23 protein-coding genes and 3 pseudogenes are annotated in these 22,511 nt (G+C 43.6%); 3 read left to right on the top strand and 23 right to left on the bottom strand.

Annotated elements, in window-relative coordinates; all coding sequences use genetic code 11:
• Window positions 1–29: 29 nt before the first annotated feature.
• The 6 genes and pseudogenes from DQQ01_RS05285 to DQQ01_RS05260 all read right to left on the bottom strand — a co-directional run bounded on the left by DQQ01_RS05285 (window position 30) and on the right by DQQ01_RS05260 (window position 5,118).
• Window positions 30–719, bottom strand: a complete 690-nt coding sequence (locus tag DQQ01_RS05285; protein WP_111918995.1) for an L-ribulose-5-phosphate 4-epimerase — start codon at window positions 717–719, stop codon at window positions 30–32.
• Window positions 688–1,832 (bottom strand): annotated as a pseudogene (locus tag DQQ01_RS18365) (substrate-binding domain-containing protein). The gene DQQ01_RS05285 and the pseudogene DQQ01_RS18365 overlap by 32 nt, the downstream one beginning before the upstream one ends.
• Window positions 1,833–1,888: 56 nt before the next feature.
• Window positions 1,889–2,143, bottom strand: a complete 255-nt coding sequence (locus DQQ01_RS05275) for a YlmC/YmxH family sporulation protein (protein WP_111918993.1) — start codon at window positions 2,141–2,143, stop codon at window positions 1,889–1,891.
• 76 nt (window positions 2,144–2,219) lie between these two features.
• Window positions 2,220–3,243: pseudogene (locus DQQ01_RS05270) on the bottom strand (sugar kinase).
• A gap of 161 nt (window positions 3,244–3,404) precedes the next feature.
• Window positions 3,405–4,430, bottom strand: coding sequence for a sugar kinase (locus tag DQQ01_RS05265; protein ID WP_111918991.1), 1,026 nt, complete (start codon window positions 4,428–4,430; stop codon window positions 3,405–3,407).
• A 46-nt stretch (window positions 4,431–4,476) separates the two neighbouring features.
• On the bottom strand, window positions 4,477–5,118 hold the full coding sequence (locus DQQ01_RS05260; protein WP_111918989.1) for a bifunctional 4-hydroxy-2-oxoglutarate aldolase/2-dehydro-3-deoxy-phosphogluconate aldolase: 642 nt from the start codon (window positions 5,116–5,118) through the stop codon (window positions 4,477–4,479).
• A gap of 197 nt (window positions 5,119–5,315) precedes the next feature.
• On the opposite strand from DQQ01_RS05260, the gene DQQ01_RS05255 reads away from it, so the two are divergent.
• Window positions 5,316–6,074 (top strand): IclR family transcriptional regulator, encoded by a 759-nt coding sequence (locus DQQ01_RS05255; RefSeq protein ID WP_111918987.1) that lies wholly within the window; start codon window positions 5,316–5,318, stop codon window positions 6,072–6,074.
• A 237-nt stretch (window positions 6,075–6,311) separates the two neighbouring features.
• Here DQQ01_RS05255 and DQQ01_RS18075 read toward each other — a convergent pair whose 3' ends face one another.
• The 3 genes from DQQ01_RS18075 to DQQ01_RS05240 all read right to left on the bottom strand — a co-directional run bounded on the left by DQQ01_RS18075 (window position 6,312) and on the right by DQQ01_RS05240 (window position 8,224).
• On the bottom strand, window positions 6,312–6,500 hold the full coding sequence (locus tag DQQ01_RS18075; RefSeq protein ID WP_111920837.1) for a type II toxin-antitoxin system antitoxin: 189 nt from the start codon (window positions 6,498–6,500) through the stop codon (window positions 6,312–6,314).
• A gap of 22 nt (window positions 6,501–6,522) precedes the next feature.
• The gene (locus DQQ01_RS05245) at window positions 6,523–7,491 is read right to left on the bottom strand and encodes an SPFH domain-containing protein (RefSeq protein ID WP_111918985.1); all 969 of its coding nucleotides are present in this window, start codon (window positions 7,489–7,491) and stop codon (window positions 6,523–6,525) included.
• A gap of 73 nt (window positions 7,492–7,564) precedes the next feature.
• Window positions 7,565–8,224 (bottom strand): DUF4318 domain-containing protein, encoded by a 660-nt coding sequence (locus DQQ01_RS05240; protein ID WP_242980596.1) that lies wholly within the window; start codon window positions 8,222–8,224, stop codon window positions 7,565–7,567.
• A gap of 172 nt (window positions 8,225–8,396) precedes the next feature.
• Between DQQ01_RS05240 and DQQ01_RS05235 the strand changes: the two are divergent.
• A pseudogene (locus tag DQQ01_RS05235) lies at window positions 8,397–9,849 on the top strand (IS66 family transposase).
• Window positions 9,850–10,108: 259 nt separating this feature from the next.
• On the opposite strand, the gene DQQ01_RS18070 reads toward DQQ01_RS05235, so the two are convergent.
• The 13 genes from DQQ01_RS18070 to aroD form a co-directional block, all read right to left on the bottom strand.
• On the bottom strand, window positions 10,109–10,237 hold the full coding sequence (locus DQQ01_RS18070) for a LytTR family DNA-binding domain-containing protein (protein ID WP_278278186.1): 129 nt from the start codon (window positions 10,235–10,237) through the stop codon (window positions 10,109–10,111).
• Window positions 10,179–10,544 carry a LytTR family transcriptional regulator DNA-binding domain-containing protein gene (locus tag DQQ01_RS16860; RefSeq protein WP_278278172.1) on the bottom strand — a complete coding sequence of 122 codons (366 nt, stop codon included), beginning with the start codon at window positions 10,542–10,544 and terminating at the stop codon, window positions 10,179–10,181. The genes DQQ01_RS18070 and DQQ01_RS16860 overlap by 59 nt, the downstream gene beginning before the upstream one ends.
• Window positions 10,531–10,662 carry a hypothetical protein gene (locus DQQ01_RS16855; RefSeq protein WP_278278171.1) on the bottom strand — a complete coding sequence of 44 codons (132 nt, stop codon included), beginning with the start codon at window positions 10,660–10,662 and terminating at the stop codon, window positions 10,531–10,533. Before DQQ01_RS16855 ends, DQQ01_RS16860 begins: the two co-directional genes overlap by 14 nt.
• A gap of 7 nt (window positions 10,663–10,669) precedes the next feature.
• On the bottom strand, window positions 10,670–11,419 hold the full coding sequence (locus tag DQQ01_RS05225; RefSeq protein ID WP_111918983.1) for a copper homeostasis protein CutC: 750 nt from the start codon (window positions 11,417–11,419) through the stop codon (window positions 10,670–10,672).
• A 122-nt stretch (window positions 11,420–11,541) separates the two neighbouring features.
• Window positions 11,542–12,984 carry an N-acetylglucosamine-specific PTS transporter subunit IIBC gene (gene nagE / locus DQQ01_RS05220; RefSeq protein ID WP_111918981.1) on the bottom strand — a complete coding sequence of 481 codons (1,443 nt, stop codon included), beginning with the start codon at window positions 12,982–12,984 and terminating at the stop codon, window positions 11,542–11,544.
• 123 nt (window positions 12,985–13,107) lie between these two features.
• The gene (locus DQQ01_RS05215) at window positions 13,108–13,596 is read right to left on the bottom strand and encodes a PTS sugar transporter subunit IIA (RefSeq protein WP_111918979.1); all 489 of its coding nucleotides are present in this window, start codon (window positions 13,594–13,596) and stop codon (window positions 13,108–13,110) included.
• Window positions 13,597–13,614: 18 nt separating this feature from the next.
• Complete coding sequence (locus DQQ01_RS05210; protein ID WP_242980595.1) at window positions 13,615–14,658, bottom strand: hypothetical protein; 1,044 nt, start codon at window positions 14,656–14,658, stop codon at window positions 13,615–13,617.
• Window positions 14,658–16,277: a phosphoenolpyruvate--protein phosphotransferase gene (ptsP, locus tag DQQ01_RS05205; protein WP_111920834.1), complete on the bottom strand. Its 1,620-nt coding sequence runs from the start codon at window positions 16,275–16,277 to the stop codon at window positions 14,658–14,660. The genes DQQ01_RS05210 and ptsP overlap by 1 nt, the downstream gene beginning before the upstream one ends.
• A gap of 19 nt (window positions 16,278–16,296) precedes the next feature.
• Window positions 16,297–16,554, bottom strand: a complete 258-nt coding sequence (locus DQQ01_RS05200; protein ID WP_111918977.1) for an HPr family phosphocarrier protein — start codon at window positions 16,552–16,554, stop codon at window positions 16,297–16,299.
• Window positions 16,555–16,589: 35 nt separating this feature from the next.
• Window positions 16,590–17,408, bottom strand: a complete 819-nt coding sequence (locus DQQ01_RS05195) for a PRD domain-containing protein (RefSeq protein WP_111920833.1) — start codon at window positions 17,406–17,408, stop codon at window positions 16,590–16,592.
• Window positions 17,409–17,658: 250 nt separating this feature from the next.
• Window positions 17,659–18,384: an RNA polymerase sporulation sigma factor SigE gene (gene sigE, locus DQQ01_RS05190; protein WP_111918975.1), complete on the bottom strand. Its 726-nt coding sequence runs from the start codon at window positions 18,382–18,384 to the stop codon at window positions 17,659–17,661.
• A gap of 13 nt (window positions 18,385–18,397) precedes the next feature.
• A complete protein-coding gene (locus DQQ01_RS05185) occupies window positions 18,398–19,264 on the bottom strand; it encodes a sigma-E processing peptidase SpoIIGA (RefSeq protein WP_111918973.1) in 867 nt (288 codons plus the stop codon).
• 146 nt (window positions 19,265–19,410) lie between these two features.
• Window positions 19,411–20,190, bottom strand: coding sequence for a type I 3-dehydroquinate dehydratase (gene aroD, locus DQQ01_RS05180; RefSeq protein WP_111920832.1), 780 nt, complete (start codon window positions 20,188–20,190; stop codon window positions 19,411–19,413).
• A 124-nt stretch (window positions 20,191–20,314) separates the two neighbouring features.
• Between aroD and DQQ01_RS05175 the strand changes: the two genes are divergently transcribed.
• Entirely contained in the window at window positions 20,315–21,187 is an 873-nt protein-coding gene (locus tag DQQ01_RS05175; RefSeq protein WP_111918971.1) for a shikimate dehydrogenase, read from the top strand.
• Window positions 21,188–21,334: 147 nt separating this feature from the next.
• Here DQQ01_RS05175 and ftsZ read toward each other — a convergent pair whose 3' ends face one another.
• Window positions 21,335–22,501 (bottom strand): cell division protein FtsZ, encoded by a 1,167-nt coding sequence (gene ftsZ / locus DQQ01_RS05170; protein WP_111920831.1) that lies wholly within the window; start codon window positions 22,499–22,501, stop codon window positions 21,335–21,337.
• Window positions 22,502–22,511 lie beyond the last annotated feature (10 nt).

The following is a 22,511-nucleotide window of genomic DNA, read 5'->3' as shown; positions in this document are numbered from 1 at the left end:
TCCCCAAGTGTTTTTCTGTGTTTCTTTTTTTATTTCTGTCCATAATAAGCATTTGCCCCATGTTTCCTGTAGTAATGCTTATCCTGCAGTTCCTGGGGGGCTGGCTGTACCTGTGGGTTGATGCTCTCGCATCTGGCTGCCATTTTTGCCACTTCTTCCAATACAACCGCATTATGCACTGCCTCGTGTCCGTCTTTCCCCCAGGTGAAAGGACCGTGGTTCTTGCAAAGCACTGCAGGCACTGCTTCATAATCCTTATCCTTAAAATAATCTGCAATGAGAAGTCCTGTATTTTTCTCATATGCCCCTTCAATTTCTTCTTTTGTCAGGCAGCGCACACAGGGAATTTCTCCGTACATATAATCTGCATGAGTGGTTCCGTAGCAGGGAATTCCTCTTCCTGCCTGCGCCCAACTGGTTGCCCAGGAAGAATGAGTATGTACGATTCCTCCGATTTTCGGAAATGCCTTATATAGTTCCAGATGTGTTGGAGTATCAGAAGAAGGGTTGTATTTTCCCTCAATCTTATTTCCATCTAAATCCATAATCACCATGTCCTCAGGTGTCAGCTTATCATAATCCACACCGCTGGGCTTAATGGCAAAATATCCGGTTTCCCGGTCTATCTGGCTTACATTTCCCCAGGTAAAGGTCACCAGGTTGTATTTCGGAAGCAACATATTTGCTTCATACACTGCTTTTTTTAATTCTTCTAACATTTTCGTTTTCCTCCTGTTCTCTCCTGTCTTTTACAGAATTCCCCGGTATCAGCTCCGGCTGAATAAGACGGGGAATCCGGCTTTTTTCCTCCGGTATTTCCCGGATTTTCTCCAAAATCAGCTCTGCCGCCATTTCTCCCAGCTTCTCCTGTGGGTGTGCAATGGTTGTCAGAGAAAGGTTACCGCCCGTCATAATGGAATTGTCATATCCCGTAACCGAAATATCCTCAGGCACCTTTTTTCCCAGCTCCTCTAAAGCGCGAATCACATCTGCTGCAATCTGGTCATTATAGCACACAATACCGTCCACACACATGCCCTGCCTCCAAAAGCTGCTTTGCTATAAGCGCCGGCTTGCTTCTTCTGTCCTCTGTGTGAAACCATACCACCCGATCCGGGTCATAGGAAAAGCCAGCCTCCTGCAAAGCTCTCACAAAGCCCTTATGCCTCTCCTTCCCCTGGAAATCGTCTGCCTTAAAAATCCCCACCAGATTTTGATGTCCCATTTCCAGAAGATATTTTGTCACCAGGTATCCTCCCTGACAATCGTCCATTAAAATATGAGGTTTCTCCTGCATCTGAGGATACACGCCCTGTATGAATACATAAGGAATGTGATATTCCTCCAAAAGCCCATACAAATTCATATGTCTGCACAAAATCTGGCTTTTGCTGGGCTCAATAATCAATCCGTCAATATCCTTTGAAAGAATTTCCTCCAGTACCTTTGCTTCCTTTGTCCTGCTGTTTGCCGTATTCTTCAGAATAATACTGTACCCGTTTTCTGTCAGCACCTTATCCATACCCTGGATCAGCCTTGGGAAAATATAATCAGAAAATATATGTGGTAATCACCGCAATATTGCCGGATTTGCGCAGATGACACATGCGCTCCGAACAAAAGGTACCTCTGCCGTGCTCTGCCACAATATACCCCTCCTGTATGAGCATGGACAGAGCCTTTCGCACGGTATGTCTGCTGATATTATAGCGGGCAGACAGCTCATTTTCTGAGGGCAGCTTTTCTCCTGCCTTTACCTTTCCACTCAAAATCGAGGACTTCAGCTCTTCCATAAGGGCATAATATTTTGTCTTACCGTTTTCCTGCGTCATAATCCCCTCCTTTTTTCTTATTGTACAACTTGTATGCATGTATTCACAAGTTGTTCTTACTCTTTTTTCAAAAACTTTTCCTCCTGAATTTCCACCAGAATAATGTCCTCTCCAATCTGACGGATACAGGAAAAGGGAATCACATATTCACTGACAGAACCGAAAAATCCGCACATCTTCCCCTGTACAGGTACAATCAGCATTTCAATCTGTCCTGTACAGCAGTCAAATTCCACGTCCAGAGGACAACCCAGAGTTTTGCAGGTGCAGATATTAATAACTTCCTTTTGCTTTAATTCACAGACACGCATAAAAACTCCCTCTGTATTCACAGTCTTAATGTATCCTATGAATACAGAGGGAGTTCAAGCACATCTTCCGCAGAAATCAGCGATCCATTTCCAACTGAAGCCCTGTTTCTTTATGATTTTTAATGATCCGGTCAATTTCCTTTAAACCGCAGGAGGGCAAATCTCCCGGAATGGTATTTTTTACTGCACTGGTGGCATTTCCATACTCAAGAGCCTTCTGACAGTCAAAGTCATAAGCCAAAAGTCCGTACAACGCCCCTGAAATATAGGCATCTCCGCTTCCGATACGGTCTACCACTTCAATATTGTGGTACGGCTCTTCCTCATAAAACTTATCCTTCTTTGCATTGTAAATCACAGAACCAAAGGTATGTACCTTGGGGCTGTGTACCACTCTCTGTGTGGACGCTACAATGGAAATAGGATATTCCCGGGTAAAACTCTTCATAATAGAATGCAAATCCCCTTCCTTTAAGAAAGTAAGCTTTGCTGTTTCCTCTGAACAGAAGAAAATATCCACATAAGGCAAAATACTTTCAATACATTCCTTTGCCTCAGCCCCGGTCCACAGATTTCCCCGGAAGTTTACATCAAAGGAAATAATTGCACCCTCCTCCTTAAACCGCTTAATCATTTCCACCCCGTTTTTCCTGGTGTTTTCTGAAAGAGCCAGAGTAATTCCGCTGGTATGGAAACAGCGGGTGGAAACAAACATTTCCTCTGGCAAATCCGCTGTCTGGATTTTACAGAAAGAGGCATGACGGCGGTCATAACACCACACTGGGCTTTCTGGGATAAGCGCCGCTTTCATAATAATAAATCCCAAGTCTGGCGTCCGGTTCTTCGTCATACACCAGATAATCATCGCTGACGCCGCAGAAGCGCACACGGTTCTTGGCATAGGTTCCCAGGGCATTGTCCGGCAATTTGGAAATTATGCCGGTACGAAGTCCCAAAAGAGAAGCCCCGGACACCACATTTAACTCCGCGCCTCCTACTTGCTTCTGAAACGTATCGCCTCTTACAATCCTCTCATTATTCGGTGGAGAAAGACGCAGTAAAATCTCCCCCAGTGACAGTAAATCAAAATCTTTTTTCATCTTCTGCTGCCTCCCAAACTTTTATTTTTTATAAAACTTCCCACAAAACCAGAAAGGGCGCCGTCTTAAGTCCTATTTTCTATGCACTTAACACGACACCCTTCTCTATAGAAAACGTTCTCTAATGGCAATAAGAGTTTTCTTTTCCAATATACAGTTTATTATCTCTGAACACGGCCTGAGCCATCTCCGCCCGCCAGTTTTGCAACCTCGTCCATGGATACCATGTTGAAGTCACCTTCAATAGAATGTTTCAGGCAGGAAGCTGCTACAGCAAATTCGATAGTGGACTGTGCGTCATATCCGTTTAAGCAAGCGCAGATCAGTCCGCCGCCAAAGGAATCGCCGCCGCCTACACGGTCCACAATGTGCATTTTATATTTTTTGCTGAAGTAGTAGTCTGTTCCATCGTATAACATAGCAGACCAGTTGTTGTCATTTGCAGATAAGGATTCACGCAGAGTAATGGCAACTTTCTGGAATCCGAAACGGTCAGCTAACTGTTTTGCAACATCTTTGTAGCCTTCGTGGTTTACAGTACCTGTTGTAACGTCTGTGTTTGCTGCCTTGATGCCGAATACGTCTGCTGCATCTTCTTCGTTTGCAATACATACGTCAACATATTTGCAGATTTCGCCCATAACCTGACCGGCTTTTTCTTTGGACCACAGTTTATTTCTGTAGTTTAAGTCACAGGAGATAGTAAGACCTGCTTCTTTTGCAGCTTTACAAGCTTCCAGACAAATGTTTGCAACTTCATCATTTAAAGCTGGTGTAATTCCTGTAAAGTGGAACCAGTCAGCTCCGTCAAAGATTTTCTTCCAGTCAAAATCAGCTGTTGTAGCAGTTGCAATAGAAGAACCAGCTCGGTCATAAATAACCTTGGAAGGTCTCTGGGAAGCGCCTTTTTCCAGGAAGTAGATACCTACTCTGTCACCGCCGCGAACAATGTCTGTTGTGTCAACGCCATATTTTCTTAAAGAGTTTACAGCAGCCTGTCCAATTTCATGTTTTGGAAGTTTTGTAACGAATTTTGCATCAAATCCGTAATTTGCCAAAGAAACTGCTACGTTTGCTTCTCCGCCGCCGTAAGTTGCACCAAAGTTGTCTGCCTGTACGAAACGGTAGTAGCCTTCCGGAGCCAGTCTTAACATAATTTCACCAAAAGTAATTACTTTCTTTGCCATTTGATTTAATCTCCTTTTTTCTTATCTTTTATTTTCTTTTGTTTTCTTATTTATTTCTGATTTCAGCAACCAGATTTACAGCTTCTGCTGTCAGGTCTTTGATTTCATCAAATTTACCTGCTTTTACTAAATCACCTTTTACCATCCAGCTTCCGCCGCATGCGATGATTTTGTCACAGCTTAAATAGCTTTCCAGATTTTTTGCGTTTACGCCGCCTGTAGGCATGAATTTCAGTCCTACATATGGAGCTGCCATTGCTTTAATGGTTGCTACGCCGCCGAACTGCTCTGCCGGGAAGAATTTTACAACCTTTAAGCCTCTCTTAACAGCCTGTGCAACCTCAGAAGGAGTGATGCAGCCCGGGAATACCGGAATTTCTTTTTCCAGACAGTAATCTACGATTTCAGGGTCAAAACCGGGGCTTACAATAAATTTCGCACCTGCTGTCACTGCGCGGTCTACCTGGTCAATGGTCAGAACTGTTCCTGCTCCTACAAACATGTCTGGATATTCTGTTGTCATAACCTTAATAGACTCTTCTGCTGCTGCGGTACGGAAAGTAACCTCTGCACATGGAAGACCTCCTTCTACCAGCGCTTTTGCCAGAGGCGCTGCATCTTTTGCATCTTCCAGAACCACTACCGGCACTACTCCTAATTCTGCAATTTTCTCTGCAACTGTACTCATAATTTGTTCCTCCTTAAATAAAACATGTGTTTCATATTGTGAAATGTCGTTTCGTCATGTGGTATTTCTTTAATTTGAATTATACTACGGTGTAAAAAAATGTCAAGAACAAAATCGAAAAAAATCTCCTGTTGCCACAATCTTTTGAAAGTGATACAATAGCGTCGATGTCAATATAGAAACTCAGGAGAAATAACATGGAAAATAAAAACCCCATTCAGGTGGCTGACCGTCTGTTTCTGGTACTGGAAACCCTGGCTGAAACAGGACCTGTACCCCTTGCTGATTTGTGCCGCCACCTTGATTTGAATAAAAGCACGGTTCACCGTCTGCTCAGCTCCCTGATTTACATGGGATATGTGAAGCAGGATTCGGAAACCGGAAAATACGCTCTGTCCTTTAAGCTGCTTACCCTTTCCAACAAGCTGATGAGCCATATGGATATTCTGGAAACCGTTCGCCCGTTTTTAAAAAAGCTTTCCGAGGAAACCGGGGAAACGGTACACTTTGTACAACTGGACGGCTTGGACGCTGTATATATTTATAAAGAGGAGTCCTACCAGAACTCCATTCGCATGGTTTCCAAGGTAGGTAGCCGTATTCCCCTGTATTGTTCCGGTGTGGGAAAAGCCATGGCGGCAGACATGAAGGAAACCCAAATCAGGGAAATCTGGGACAACAGCCCTATCCGAAAACTAACGCCTCATACTATCATTCATTATACCCAATTTCTTGATAAAATAAAAGAGGTTCAGCAAAAAGGATATGCCTTGGACGATGAGGAAAACGAGCTTGGCGTGCGTTGTATTGCGGTCAGTATCCCGGACTTTAAAGGACGTCCTAAATACGCCTTTTCCATTTCCGCCCCTGTGGCAAGAATGTCAGACAAACGCATTGAAGAGCTTTCCAAAATCGTACTGCATATCAAAAAAGAAATTACTGCAAATATGCGCTAATTAAGATTTCCTATGAATCAAAAGAGCCGTCAGGAAAATCCCCTGCAGACCTTCTGCTGTTGGATTTCCATGACGGCTCTTTTTCCTTTTATACATTTCTGTTCCTAACTTTTATACAAATTTTACGGCTGTTCCATACGCTCTTCCGCAATGCGACGGGCTTCTTCCATTATTTCATTATAAAAGGTCCGTTCCCGGTATCTCTTCAATGGTTACGACTAGCATGCCCTCTCCTCCTTATTCCTCTTTCTGGTGCTTCTTTCTATATTTCACACATTCTGTCAGCAGATATTCTATCTGTCCGTTCATAGAACGAAAATCGTCCTCCGCCCACTGGGCAATTTCATTCCACAGGGTCGCTGACAGCCTTAAAGGTACCTGTTTTTTCGCTTTTTCTTTTCCCTTCGCCTTATTTTCGTTTTCCAGAATGTGTCACCGCCTTACTTTTTTAATAGATGCTTCCGCTGTTTACAATGGGCTGCGCGTCTTTGTTTCCGCACAATACCACCAGAAGATTGCTGACCATGGCAGCCTTTCTCTCTTCGTCCAGCTCTACAATTTCATTTTCGTTTAATTTTTCCAGCGCCATTTCCACCATTCCCACAGCGCCCTCTACAATTTTCTGACGGGCGTCAATAATGGCTGCCGCCTGCTGTCTTTGAAGCATGGCTGAGGCAATTTCCGGCGCATATGCCAAATGGGTAATTCTTACTTCCAGGATTTTAATTCCTGCGTTTTCTACCTTTTCCTGCAGTTCTTTGCACATAATATCCGCAATTTCCTGACTGCTGCCTCTCAAAGACTTTTCGTCCTTGCCTTCTGTGGCATCATAAGGATATTTTCTGGCTGTGTTTCGGATAATGGAATCACACTGAATGGAAAGATAGCTTTTGTAATTCTCTACATTAATCACTGCCTTTGTGGGATTTACCACCTGCCAGATTGCCACTGCCCCGATTTCCACCGGGTTTCCGGTTTCATCGTTGACCTTCTGCTTTTCATTGTTTAAGGTCATGGTCTTTAAAGAAACCTTTCGGCTGACACCCTTTCCGTTTGCCGCTATTTTCACCGTAGGATTAATTGCGGTAACAAAAGGATTCACCCAGAAAAACCCTTCTTTTTTCAGTGTTCCGTAATAATTACCAAACAAGGCCAATACCAGAGCTTCTTTTGGATTCAACACCTTTAATCCGCACAGCAGCACAATTGCTGCCAACACCACCAGCGTTCCCCCGATGATAGCCGTAACCCCCAGAGGGTCCGCGCCCTTTCCGTCGCAGACAATACAGCCCCATACAAAGGCTGCAATTCCTGCCGCAGTCAGTAAAATGCCCAGAACCAGCATACCAAAACCTGACTTTGCCTGCAAGACCTTTTCTTCCTGAAGCTTATTTGCCCCCTTGTTTTCTTCACCCATACTTATTCCTCCTTGCACGTTTTATTTTGATATCATTTTGATATCATCATAATATACCCGCATTTCGATTTTGTCAATGAATAAATTTCAAAGAATACATGGGGCCAAACTGTGAATAGTAAGAGTCTAATTCTACAAAATAATGTTCTCCGTCCATACATATCTCTGCAGGCTTATCTCTTTTGACAAATTCCAGACTCCTGTGATTTTTCAGACAGTACCGCTCAATTTCAATGCAAAAGGCTTCAACAGACTGAGGACATTCCTCCAGGTCAGCCAAAAATACCTGCCTTGGACGGAAACGCCGGTTAAATTCCCCTGCACACCGGTTCATATAAAGGTAATCCCAGATGAGAAATCCTGCAACTAAAAGGGCGTCCAGAAGCAAAATGATACGTACCGGCTCTTTCTTTCCCAGCAATGCCGCTGCAGCTAAAAACAAAGGAAAAAGATTTCCGATCCAATAGATTCCGGAAGCGCCTTTCATAAAGCTGCTTAAAGTTCCTGATTCCCCTGTTCTCTCTTTTCTGTAATAGAAAAAGAAGAAAACCATGCCAAAAGCAACGTAGCCCAACAACACAGGCAACAGAAAAGGTAACATCTGCAGCGCAAATGCTTTGTCCTTTTGCAGTCCCAGATACACAACGGTCACAAGAAACATCACACAGCCCAGCACGCTTCCCTGTACCAGAATTCTTTCTGCTTTTTCTGAAAGTCTTTTCTTCATCTTCATAACAATCCCTCCCTGATTTTCTCGGTAGTGTCAAAAACTACCCATTTTTTATTGTTTAAATCTATTAAAAACCTTGATTTTTAGGGAAATCTGCAATAAAAAGAGCATTGACCTCCCTTTTTTGGTATAATGTCAATCGCCAAACCAACATCCCCGAAAGGAGCCAATGCTCATGGACATTATACAATACTTACTTTCTTTTATTCAATACCAACACCAACAAATCTGCTGGCTTTTAAATTTTATCTGCAGATATATCCCTCTTAAACAGTGGGCTTTCGATGATTCTCATTCTCCCAAATATCAAAAATTCAAAGTTGATGAACTTCCGGTCATTAAAACCTTTGTCAAACAGGACTGGCAATTCCTTCTAGAATACTATACATGGAAGTATCACAAATCACTCAAACCAGTGCAACGACGCAATGGAAAATCCATTCCTGAAGATACCATCTGCCCCTTATGCGGTGCTCCACACCATTTCATCTATGACAACAATGGTGGAAACGGACAATACCAGTGTAAAGTTTGTGGTCAGACTTTCATCTCAGGTGAAGTAGCTTCTGCACCTGTTCGTTTCATCTGCCCTCACTGTGGTAAGACCCTTGTAGCTAAAAAAGATCGCAAGTTCTTTCGTATACATAAATGTGTAAATCCGAAATGTCCTTATTATCTGCACAATCTCAAAAAAGTTGAGAAGAAGGATCTAAAAGAGGACTATGGCAAAAATAAATATAAACTCCATTACATCTACCGTGAATTCACTGTAGATTTCTTTACCATGGATTTAAATTCACTACCTAAGAATGCTTCATCCTTAAAATTTTCCAAACACAACGCACACGTCATGTCTCTTTGCCTGACCCTACATATCAACCTTGGATTATCTCTAAGAAAAACATCCCAAGCACTAAAAGACCTTTACAACATCAGCATCTCCCATCAGCAGATTGCTAACTATTGCAAAACTGCGGCTGTTTGCATTAAGCCCTTTGTTGATCATTATGACTATAAAACAGGAGATGTTTTTACCGCTGATGAAACCTATATCAAAGTAAGAGGAATCAAAGCTTATATCTGGTTTATCATGGATGCTGCAAGTCGTTCTATCATCGGATACCAGGTCTCAGACAACCGAAGTGTCGGTCCCTGTATCCTTGCAATGAGAATGGCTTTTCGACATCTCACAGAACTACCGAAAAAATTTAAATTCATTGCAGATGGATATAGTGCATATCCACTAGCTGCCATGGAGTTTGCTAAAAAATTTAAAGATGATTTTAAATTTACCATCACACAGGTTATCGGTTTAACCAATGATGACGAAGTTTCAAAAGAATTTCGTCCTTATAAACAGATGATCGAACGTCTCAATCGCACCTACAAAGTTTCCTACCGAACTACCAATGGTTTTGATAATTATGAAGGTGCCAATTACGATTTAGCCTTATGGGTTGCTTACTATAATTTTCTGCGCCCACACAAGCACAATCATTATCAGGTACTCAACAAAGCTGATATGCTAAATGGCGCTGATAATATGCCAGGTAAATGGCAACTGCTCATTTTCTTAAGGACAACAGACCATCTTAAACCTTCAAACTGAAAGTTCTAATTGTTCTTAGATTCCGAGCCTGAGGTAATATATCCAGCCATCGAAAGCAACGCTTTCGGCTTGCCCTTGATGGCACGCAAAAGAACTGCTACACTGCTGTATTCGACGGAAGAAGTTCTAACTGTTCTTGAGTTCTTCGCCGTCGGTGATTTATCTACAGCAGTTCTTTTGCGTGCTGTCAAGGGTGGCGTAAACTTACCTCAAACTAACATATCTGCAATTTTCAAGGTTCATCTGAGCCTTTTTCTTATCGCTCAGTTTTTCATAACTCAGTTGACACTACCATTTTCTCTCAGCTCTTTTACATATTTTCTGGAAAGATAGGCAGCGTCCCCGTTTTCAAACTCTGCCAGCATCAGTCCTCCTCCTAGTGGTTTGTATTCCTTTACTGCATGCAGATTCAGAATAACGGATTTTGACACCCGCATGAAAAAAGCAGGGCAGCGCTCTCTCCAGTTCATAGAGCTTTTGGTTTACTTTATAAATGTCCTTTCTGGTATGCACATACTGCTTTTCCTGCATGGCTTCAATATAGTAAATATGTTCCGTCTTTACAGGAACAGAAACGCTGTCCTTCCTGCATAAAAGATAGCCGGAACGAAAGCCTTCCTCCTCAATATACTTTACCAGTTTCTCAATTTCTTTTGTTTCCTTCTGAACAAAAATCTGAACCTCTTCTTTTTCCGTGTTCTTAATCTTGTTCACCTGCACCTGCATCTTTCCACCCCTTTTCTATGACCTTATTATAGTAAATCCTTTGGGAGAAATCTATGGTTTTCGGGCAAGAGGCATTTCCTGCCCGGTAAGCGGCACTGCGGCTCATTCTCTCCTCAGAAAAGACTGTTTATGACGTTTCTGGCGTTTCTCACTTTTTCTTCTGAGGTCTGCCAGATTTCATATTCCGAAAAGCCCGGAAATCCCATGGACACCTGGGGATTCCGAAACTGCATCAGACTTTCTTTTTTTACCTTTCCTGACATATGATAAGAGGTAATTCCTGTTTCCCGATACAAAGGCTCTATATTCTGACTTTCCACGCCTGCCCCTGCCAGGATTTCCACTCTCCCACGGCTTTTTTCCTGAAGCTCCTTTAAAAGTGCTCTTCCTTCCCAGGCGGAATTTCTCTGTCCGCTGGTGAGTATGGTCTTCACGCCCAGACTGCACACCTGCTCCAGGGCTTCTAAGGGATTTTCGCACATATCAAAGGCTCGATGCAGGGCAATCCCCGCGTCCCCTGCACAGACCAGCAGTGTCCGGATTTCCTCTGTATCCAGACTTCCGTCCGGTCTTAAAACCCCGGTTACAATGGCATCTGCTCCCATTTCCGCAAACTGCTGCGCTTCCTCCCTCATCTGCTCTCTTTCATAAGAGCTGTAGCAAAAATCTCCAAATCTCGGCCGCAAAAGCACCCGTATTTTTAAATCCGTATATTCCCGGATTCTGCGAAAAAGAATCAAAGAGGGCGTCACGCCTCCCACTGCCAGATCCCCGCACAGTTCAATCCGGTCAGCCCCTCCCTGATATGCTGCGATTGCAGATTCCACACTGTCTACACATACCTCTAAAACACCATGTTCCATTTTCTTCTGCCTCCTGTTTCTTCTGATTTCTTTTCAATATATAGGAAAAAGGACCGCTGTTTCAAATCCTGCACCTGAAACAGCAGCCCCATATCTTAAAAAGGGATTAGAACTTCCTTTGTTTATTTACAAAGCTTTTTAAATTCATCAGCCACAAACTGAACCTTTGTTCCGATAATAACCTGAACAGCAGTTTTGCTTGGTCTGATAACGCCTGCTACACCTGCAGATTTGATTTTCTTTTCATCTACTAATGTGTAGTCTTTGATTTCAAGACGAAGTCTTGTAATACAGTTGTCAATAGATGTTACATTAGCAGGACCGCCGACACCTTCCAGAACAATTTTTGCAATACCTGTGAAGTCATCATTTGCCAGTTCTACTTTTGTTTCATCAATATCATCGTCTTCTCTACCAGGTGTCTTCATATCGAATTTTACAATTACAAATCTGAATACAACATAGTAGATAACACCAACAACCAGACCGATTGGGATTAACCACAGTGGGTTCTGTGCAAACGGAGCTTTATAGCTCAAAAGCCAGTCAATAAGACCTGCACTGAAGTTAAATCCTGCACGCACAGGAAGGGCTGCTACAACTGCCATGGACACACCTGTCAGTAATGCATGTACAACATACAGAGCCGGTGCAAGGAACATGAAGGAGAATTCCAGAGGTTCTGTAACACCGTTTAAGAAAGAAGCAAATGCTGCGGACATTAAAAGACCTGCTGCAACTTTTTTCTTTGTTGTTTTTGCTGTGTGGTACATAGCCAGAGCTGCTGCTGGAAGACCGAACATCATTACAGGGAAGAAACCAGACATGTACATACCTGTTTCACCTAATACGCCGCCTTCAATCTGTCCCCAGAATTTACCGATATCACTGATACCTGCAACGTCAAACCAGAATACAGAGTTCAGTGCATGGTGCAGACCGAACGGGATTAACAGACGGTTGAAGAAACCGTAAATACCTGCTCCCACTGGTCCCAGGTTCATAATGAATTCGCCAAGTGCGATTAATGCATTGTAAACGATTGGCCATACAAAGAACAATACCAAACTGGAAATCAGGGACGCGCCTGCTGTAACAATGGCAACACATCTCTTTCCACTGAAGAAGGAGAAAGCGTCCGGTAATTTCGTGTTTTTAAATTTGTTGTAGCATGCTGCTGCAATCAAACCACATAAAATACCGATAAACTGTGTCTGTGTTTTTGCAAAAGCAGGGTCTACCTTTTCTACTGCTGTTTTTGTAAGCATAGCTACAACATCTGTAGAAAGTAAGGTTGTTGTCATCAGCCAGGAAACCAGACCTGCAAGACCTGCCGTACCATCGTTGTCATCAGACATACCAACAGCAACACCAATTGCAAACAGAATTGGCATCTGGTCAATCAGACAGCCGCCGCCCTTTAATAAGAAAGCAGCAATTACGTTATTAGCACCCCAACCGGTAGGGTCGATCCAATATCCAATACCCTGCAAAACAGCTGCAACCGGAAGACAGGCAACCGGAAGCATAAGAGATTTTCCCAATCTCTGAAGATATCTCATCATAATCAAAATCCTCCTCTTTTCCTTGTTTTAATCCCTTTTTTTGTACAATGGAAACCCGTGAAAACGCGCCGCCATTATGTATTTTATACCGGAAAACCCGGTGATAAAATCTTATGTGTTTCTCTATTTCATCTTAATGCTGACCAGATTTTCTCCCGGCGCTACTTCTTTACCGCTGATTCCTTCTACGGCTGCATAGTCATCTGTATTACATACCAGCATAGGGGTCACAACATCATATCCGGCTGCCTTTACTGCTTCCAGATCTACAGTTAAGATCAAGTCCCCTTTTTTTACTTTATCTCCGGCTTTTACATGACCTTCAAAGCCTTGTCCCTTTAATTCTACGGTATCCAGTCCCACATGGATTAAAATTTCCACACCGTTTTCGGCTGTCATGCTCACTGCATGCAGGGTGTCAAACACCATAGCAATTTCTCCGTCTGCAGGCGCATAGATTTTTCCCTCTGAAGGAATCACTGCTGCTCCCTGTCCCAGCATACCGGTGCTGAAAGTCGGGTCCTTTACCTCTTTTAAGTCTACTGCCATTCCCTTTACAGGCGCACCGAGATAAAAGGCGCTGTCCTGTTTTTTCTTAAAAAACTGAAACATTTCTGATTCTCCTTTCTGTCATTCATATGAAAAATAATCTGCTGCTTTTATATGAGCAAAGGCTTCCTGTTCTGTCAGATAACGCTCTCCCCCAAGAGAGCCTGCCTTTACCCCGGCTGCATCTACATAAATGGTCTGCCCATTCATGGAAACGGCACAGAACACATAGCTGTCTTCCTGTACCCAGCCGCCCTTCCAGGTTCCTGCAACCGCATGGGCTTCCATGCCTGCCCGATTGCAAAGCTCTGCCAGTATTTTGGCATATCCCAGGGCAGTTGCCTTTTTTTCAATCACTGCTGCCAGATGATTTCTCTCATAATAGGCATCCAGCATTTTCCCCATGTTAGGAACAGGCTCCCCGACTTCGGACAGACTGTCTGTATAAGTCATATTCCCGTCCAGCCATTTCAGAAAATAATCTACCGTAGATTTCTCACCGCTGTCTTTTGGAAGACCCTCTAAAATTTCCGAAAGAATTTCTTCGGTCTGCTTCTGCTTTTCCTGGATTTTTTCTTCCTTCTCTGAAACATTTACAGAAAGACTTTCCCTGATTTCTTCCATATTGGTTACGGTTCCGTCCTCAGAAAAAACACCCGGCGTTTCAATGCCCTCTGCACAGGACAAAAATAAAATCACTTTGGAAATTTCATTTTCCGTAATGCGGTTTAAATTCTTATCTTCATGCTGCACATAAATTTCGTCCTCTGTCATGGGAATTTCCACAAAGCCGTAAAAATAATTGTCCCCTTCATATTCCAGGGTACTTAAAATCCTCTGGTATTCTTTTCCGTTTACCGGCTGGGGCAGAGTGAGAACACCGCCCTTTTTCTGCTCCATATTTTCCTTCAGAAAAAGGTAAACCTCCTGCTCCTTTTTGGTAAGCTGAGCCGAATAAAAGGTACTCTCTGCAGACTCTCCCTTTCTTGGACTGTCCTTTAGTTTTCCGGAAAGTGTATTGGAAAGAGTCAGCTTCCTCTGCCAGCCAAAAAATGCAACCAGAAAAATCACCATTCCCCCAATGAAAAGGGCTGCTTTTTTATGTTTTTTTATATAATTCATCATTATTCCATTTCCCGAACAATCTTTCTCAGCTTCAGTACCATGGACGGCGCTACGGAAATCTCATCAAATCCCATACGCACAAAGGTTTCTGTAAGTTCCGGGTCTGCTCCCAGCTCTCCGCAGATACCTGCCCACTTTCCTGCAGCATGGGCATTGTCCACAACCATCTGAAGCATCTTTAAAATTGCCTTGTGATGCGGATTGAAAAACTCCTCCAGCTTTTCGTTCTGACGGTCAATGGCAAGGGTATACTGAGTAAGGTCATTAGTTCCCACACTGAAAAAGTCCACCAGTTCTGCCAACTCATCGCTAATCATAACCGCCGCAGGGGTTTCAATCATAATACCCTCTTCCACATCTTTGTATGGAGTTTGGGAAGCCGCCAGCTCCTCCTTGACTTCTTTTACAATCGACTGAATCCTTTTGACCTCTTCCACAGAAGTAATCATGGGATACATAATAGAAAGATTTCCGTATACAGAAGCTCTGAAAAGAGCTCTTAACTGGGTTTTGAAAATCTCGGGACGGGTAAGGCAAATGCGAATTGCCCGATATCCCAGCGCCGGATTTTCTTCCTCTCCCAGATTCAGATAATCTGCCTGCTTATCTGCTCCGATATCCAGAGTGCGGATAATTACCTTTTTTCCTGCCATATTCTGAAGCGCCTGCTTATAAGCCTGGAACTGCTCCTCCTCTGTGGGAAGTTCATTTCTTCCGATGTAGAGGAATTCGCTTCTGAAAAGCCCAATGCCTCCTGCATCGTTTTCCAGAACATAGCCCACATCTCCCACACTTCCGATGTTGGCGTAAATATGAAGCTTTTTGCCGCTTTTTGTCACATTTTCTTTACCCTTTAACTGTAAAAGCAACGCTCTCTGCTCCTGCTCTTCTTCCAGCTTTTTCTTTGCCTGTGCCTGCACTTCTTCCTCCGGTTCCAGAATAAACTGTCCGGTAAAGCCGTCTGCCACAGCCAGCATTCCTGATGAAAGCTCCTCCAGATTCATATCAACGCCAATCAACGCCGGAATGTTCATCATACGGGCAAGAATAGCGGTATGAGAATTGGTAGAACCGTGAACTGTTACAAACGCCAGAATTTTTTCTTTGTCCATCTGTACGGTTTCGCTGGGGGATAAATCGTCTGCCACCACAATCACCGGTTCCTCAAATTCCATATCCGGATTATCCTGTCCGGACAGGTTTCGGATAAGCCGCTCTGAAATATCCTTGATATCTGCTGCTCTTGCTCTCATGTAATCATCGTCCATGCTTGCAAACATTTCGGAAAAATTATCCCCTGTGGACGCAACTGCATACTCTGCGTTCACTTCCTGAGTACGGATAATATTTTTAATGGATTCCTGATAATCCTCATCTTCCAGCATCATCTGATGCACTTCAAAAATTGCGGCGCTGGCCTCCCCTACTTCTTTTAACGCTTTTTCATACAGCTTCTGGAGCTGCTGCTGGGATTTCTCCTTTGCTGCCTCAACTCTCTTTAATTCTTCCTCTGGATTCTCTGCCTTGCTTCGCTTTACCACATTGGCCTCTTTTTTCAAAACAGAGATTTTTCCAAGAGCCATACCCTTATATACAGACTTTCCCTGAAAACATTTCATCTCTTTTCCCCCGCGTTTCTTATAAATTGGCTTCAAAGAACTCCTTCATACCTTCAAAAGCTTTGTCTTCATCGCCGCCTTCTATCTGAACCTCTACGGTCTGTCCGCATTTTACTGCCATGGACATCACAGCCATCAGTCTGGAAACATCTGCGCTTTTTCCGTCTTTTGTAATGGTGATCTTACTTTCATACTTCTTTGCCTCTTTTGCCAGCATACCTGCCGGTCTTGCATGAATGCCCATTTCATCTTTGATTGTGTACACAAAATTCTTCATGTTCTTCTCTCCTTTATTCTTATAATCATAAATGCCTAAAGAATCCGCTGAATATGAATGGCAAGAAATCCTATTTCTTCCCGATCCAGCCTCTTCTCCAGCCTTTTTTCCATATAATGACAAATCAGCTCCGAAATTTCTCCGGCCTTTGGATACTGTTTTCTTACAAACTCATTCAACTCTATATTCACTGCTTCCCCTGTCCTTGCCCGGATAACCATATAATACAAATGACTCATAAGACGGATATAGGAAAGGGATTCTTTGTAAATCTTATCTCCCAGATATTCCTCCAGCATGGTAATGCAGTCATCAATAATCTGCGTAGTCTTTAAAGTATCAGACACCTGCTCTCCGGAAAGCCCGGAATGAATGTGAAGGGCAATAAAGCCTGCCTCATCATCTGAGATTCTGTATCCTGTCATTTTCTCAATGATTTCCCGGCTTTTTAAAGCAACGGCATATTCCTTGCCAAACAGAATTTTAATATCCGGGATAAAAGGGTTTGCCAGAAAGATTTTTTCCTTTTCCCTCTTTGCGGCAAAAGCAATATGATCTGCCAGAGGCAGGAGAATATCTCTCCTTATGGTATCAAAAACCTGCTCTGCCTCTTGGATAATCTTCCCTGCTGCCTCCAGGTAAACCGGATCAATGGCATTGACCGCGCTCATGGCAGAACTCTGCGTTTCTCGCACCACCGGGGTATAGACAGAAGCACCCTCTATCTCTTCAAACTCTTCTCCCGTTTTTCTGCCAAAGCCGATTCCCTTTCCAAGCAGAATCCGCTCACTGCCGTCTTCCCTTACTCTGGCAATCAGGGCATTGTTATTTAAAACCTTTAACAGATAATACATGCAGGCTTCCCCTTCCTTTAGAAAAAGCAAAAAAGGCATAAACATCCTGCTTCAGCCACCTTCAGTCAACTAAAACAGATTCGTTTATGCCTGCTTTACCAGTAACACACTACTTGTTTTTATATTTCCTTCTTCGTCTTGTTCATTGTGAACATCTTAAACTATATACTATAAACGCCTTTATCGTCAAGCTGTATTTTTTTTACTAAATTTTCATTTCATTTTTATGAGTTTTTCACAATATTATTTTTTATTCATATCGGACAATTTCTTTTTTTAGTCTTTTCATAATCCGCTTTTCCAGTCTGGAAATATAAGACTGAGAGATTCCCAGAAGGTCTGCCACCTCTTTCTGAGTTTTTTCCCGTCCCTCTGGCATATTAATTCCAAAACGCAGGCACACAATGGTCTGCTCCCGTTTTGTCAGCTTCCCAATAGCTTTTCCCAGAAGCTTCCTCTCTACTTCATTTTCAAGATTCCGGGAAATCACGTCCTCGTCTGTTCCCAGAATATCGGACAAAAGCAGTTCATTGCCGTCCCAGTCCACATTTAAAGGCTCATCTATGGAAACCTCAAGTCTGGTCTTGCTGTTTCTTCTGAGATACATCAGAATTTCATTTTCAATGCATCTGGAGGCATAAGTGGCAAGCTTGATTTTCTTCACCGGATTAAAGGTGTTAATAGCCTTGATAAGCCCAATCGTCCCTATAGAAATCAGATCTTCCACACCTACGCCTGTATTGTCAAATTTTCTGGCAATGTAGACCACCAATCTTAAATTATGTTCAATCAGACAGGCCTTTGCCTCCTCACAGTTTTCTCCCTGCAGCTCTTCGAGCTTGACTGCCTCCTCCTCTGTGGGAAGGGGTGCAGGCAGAACTTCTGTCCCTCCAATGTAATGAATCTCATTTCCTCTTGGCAGCAAAATTCCTGTAAAGCCAGTAAATGAACCCCCTCGTTTTGCACAAACGTCCATTTTATACTCCTCCTCAACTCTTTAAAATACCGGGATTTATAATCATTTGAAAACTGTTGTCAGCAGAAAGAGCTGTCCGGGACAGTCCGATAAAGACGTCCCGCACTTCCCTCTTTCCCTCCTCTGTATACACGGTCATGCAGTCTGCACACACCACCGGAAGCAACCCCTTTTGGCATCCCACGCTGGTATAGAACAAAAATCTGGGCTGCAGCTCTTTTAAGGCTTCTGTTTCCTCCCAGCCGTCTTTTTCCAGCTTCATTTTGCAGAATTCCAAAAGAGCGTCTGCTCCCTTTTTGTCAAGCAGCGGCAAAAAGCTGCTGTACTCCATAACACATACCGGTTTTCCTGTTCCGGTATCTCTTAAACGGTTTCCCGTATCATACAGTCCTTTTATTTTTATTTTTCTGTCCTTTTGCGTAATCTGAACCTCACACAAAAGGCTCCTTTTTCCTTTTAAGTATTTACAGAGTTTTATGCCTGTGTATAAAATCAGGTAAGCGGCAGTTGTGATAACCAGAAATGGAAACTTCCTCTTTCCAAGAAAAGGTTCAGCAAAAAGCAGAATCCCCCCCAGAAGAAAAGAAGCTCCGAAAAAAGCGGCAAAAGCCATAAACAGTCCGTTTAAGCTTTGAAAGCCACAGCCTGTATAAATCATTGCCAGTACGGCAATACTGTAAAAAATCACAAGGCCTGCTGTGGAAATTTCTCCTGCAAAGATCCAGAAGCCGCATAAAAAAGCAGCTCCTATAAAAGCCCCCCAAAAAGCGCGCCACGGGCTGGCAGTACCCCTTCGCAGCAGATTGGCAAGACAAAGCGTCCAGAAATTCATCAGCAGATTTACCGCGAAAAACACATCTATGTAAAATTCGCAGTACACAAAACACCCCCTAACCTCTTCAGGGACTCTTCTACTTATCTGGAATAAGTACAGTCCATTATAGAGGCTTGGGGGTGCTGATTTTGTCAAAACGGCTTGCCTGATTTCAAAATTTTTTCGACAGTGCAAAACGTCTTTTTTCCACCTTATGTTACCTGCTTTATGTTAATTTTTTCTGTTTTTAATTCATGAATCGCCTGCAGAAACCTTCTCAGGGATTCTGCAGGAATCTGCCCTGGAGCAGAAGCGGACAATCCTGCTGCAAAGGTAATACAGGAAGAAAAGTCCTCTCCCAAAATACGGCTTACCATACCTGTTTCTCCCATGGACATGGACACCACCGGCTTTTGAGTATCTTCCTCAGACCGCAAAGCAGCCGTCATAAGCCGCAACACGTCCTCCCTGTTTTGGGGCATAACTGCAAGTTTCAGGACATCTGCGCCCCATTTGTGCATCTGTATCAGACGCTGCACCATTTCTTCTGTGGGGGGCGTCCTGTGAAAGTGATGATTGGACGCAAGAACCGTTGCTCCCCTTTCCTTTAATACAGAAACAAGCTCCTCTGCCCCTTCCGGACAGAAAAAAAGCTCTGCATCAATCAGGTCTGCATATCTGCTGTCCGCTGCCTTCTTTAACAAATTTACATAATCCTCATACATAATTTCCCGGCAGCCACCCTCTCCTGCTGTGCGGAAGGTAAATAAAAGGGGAATTTCTCCTAAATTGTCGCTTATTGTCTTCAACATTTCCCACATGCTTTCCTGGTTTTTCAGACAATCCACTCTCCATTCCACCAAATCCGGCGTAAATTCCCGGATATATGCCAGTTCTTTTAACAGTTCTTCTTCATTCTTTCCAGTCATGGGAATACAGATTTTTGGTATTCCCTGTCCTAAAACAAGATTTTTGATTCTCAATGGCTTCATATGTCTTCCTCTTTTTCTCATGCTCTGTTTGTTTTTCCTACAGTATAGCACACTTTTTCACTTGACAGCAACGCAGTTTCACCTTAAAATTTTTTGTAAAGCATATATTTCAGGAGGATTCGTTATGACACAGATTACCGGAAAAACCGGACTTACAGGGCTTTTAGGCAGCCCGGTTGCCCACAGCATCTCCCCTCTTATGCACAATTACAGCTTTCAGGCTCTTGATCTGGATTATGTGTATCTGTGCTTTGATGTGAAGGAACAGGGCTTAAAGGCAGCAGTGGAAGGGCTTCGCGCCTTAAATGTCAGAGGTTTTAATCTCACCATGCCGGATAAAAACAGGGTTTTGGAATACCTGGACGATTTATCCTGCGCTGCCCGGCTCATTGGCGCTGTAAACACGGTAGAAAATCAAAACGGACGGCTTATAGGTCACAATACAGACGGCATTGGCTTTATGCGCTCCGCAAAGGAGCAGGGGCTGGAACTGAAGGGCAAAACCATGACACTTCTGGGCGCCGGAGGGGCTGCCACTGCTATCTGTGCTCAGGCTGCACTGGACGGAGTGGCACAGCTTCATATTTTTCTCAGAAGTACCAGCGCACACCTTCCCAGAATGGAAACCCTGGCAGAAAACCTCTCTTCCACGACAGACTGTTGCCTCCAAATTCATGATATCCAAAATCTTTCAGCTCTGCAAAACGCAGCCGAGGACAGCGCTCTTCTCGTAAACGCCACTTCCGTAGGCATGGCGCCTGACTGCGAAAACTGCCTGCTGCCTGAGGATTTTTGCTTTCCTTCTAACCTGACTGTGGCGGATATTATCTACAATCCCTGGAAGACGAAACTCCTCTCCCTGGCAGAAAACGCTGGCTGTAAAACCTTTAACGGTTATTCCATGTTGCTTTATCAGGGCGCTGAGGCCTTTCGTATCTGGACAGGCAGAGATATGCCTGTGGGAAAGGTACAAAACTATCTGCAAATGCAGGAATAGTGGTTCTCTGGCATATAGCCAAAAGCGGTTCTTCTTACATCAGGAACCGTTTTCAATTTTCCTCTTAAAACCTAAAAACCGCCGATTTTCAGAAATGCTTGTCTGAAAATCGGCGGTTCTCTTTTCCTTTATAGAAACCTTATTCTCTTATCTTCTGTTTTTCAAAAAGTCAGGAATCTGAATGTCCTTTTTCGGTACACTGCTTGTAAAAGTCGGCGGTGTCTGCTGGAAAGTCGGCTGCTGGAAGGTTGGCATCTGGTAGCTCGGAGCCTGCTGCTGAGGCTGTTCCTGCTGAGGAGTTGCCTGTGTTCTCACCGGTCTTGCGCCTGCTTTCGCAGTCTTTTTATTTCTTTCCACGCTTGCTTTTCTGGTAGTTTCATCGTCCAGACCTGTTGCAATTACCGTAATTCTTACATAATCTGCTTCTTTGTCGTCATATAATGCACCAAAGATAATGTTGGTATCTTCGCCTGTCAGATCCTGTACATAAGTTGCCGCATCGTTTGCGTCCATCAGAGAGATATCTCCTGACACGTTGATGATAACATGAGAGGCGCCCTGGATTGTAGTTTCCAGAAGCGGACTGGATACTGCCTGCTGTACAGCGTCCATAGCCTTGTCATCACCTTTTCCTTCACCAATACCAATATGAGCCACACCTTTGTCAATCATGACTGTCTGAACATCTGCGAAGTCCAGGTTAATCAGTGCCGGCAGGTTAATCAGGTCGGTAATACCCTGTACTGCCTGCTGCAGAACCTCGTCTGCTTTCTTTAATGCTTCCGGCATAGTGGTACGGCGGTCAACGATTTCCAGAAGACGGTCGTTTGGAATAATAATCAGTGTATCTACATTTTCTTTTAATTTTTCGATTCCGGAAAGGGCGTTGCTCATACGGGTTTTTGCTTCAAAACGGAAAGGCTTTGTCACAACACCCACAGTCAGGATTCCCATTTCCTTTGCAACTCCGGCAACAACCGGTGCAGCGCCTGTTCCTGTTCCGCCGCCCATACCGCAGGTAACAAATACCATATCTGCGCCCTGGATTGCCTGTCTGATTTCTTCAATGCTTTCCTCTGCTGCCTTTTCACCGATTTCCGGCTTTGCACCTGCACCCAGACCCTTTGTCAGCTTTTCGCCAATCTGGATAACCGTCGGCGCTTTACAAAGTGTCAACGCCTGTTTATCTGTATTTACTCCGATGAATTCTACTCCGCCAATGGCTTCCTCCACCATTCTGTTTACTGCATTATTTCCAGCTCCACCTACACCTACAACAATAATCTTTGCAGATGATTCAGCCTCGTTTGTCATAATTTCTAAC

Source organism: Blautia argi (assembly GCF_003287895.1).
In the GTDB taxonomy this organism is placed as follows: Bacteria; Bacillota; Clostridia; order Lachnospirales; family Lachnospiraceae; genus Blautia; species Blautia argi.
Note: the sequence above shows the minus strand (reverse complement) of the source record. Positions and strands in the feature narration are given on the sequence as shown.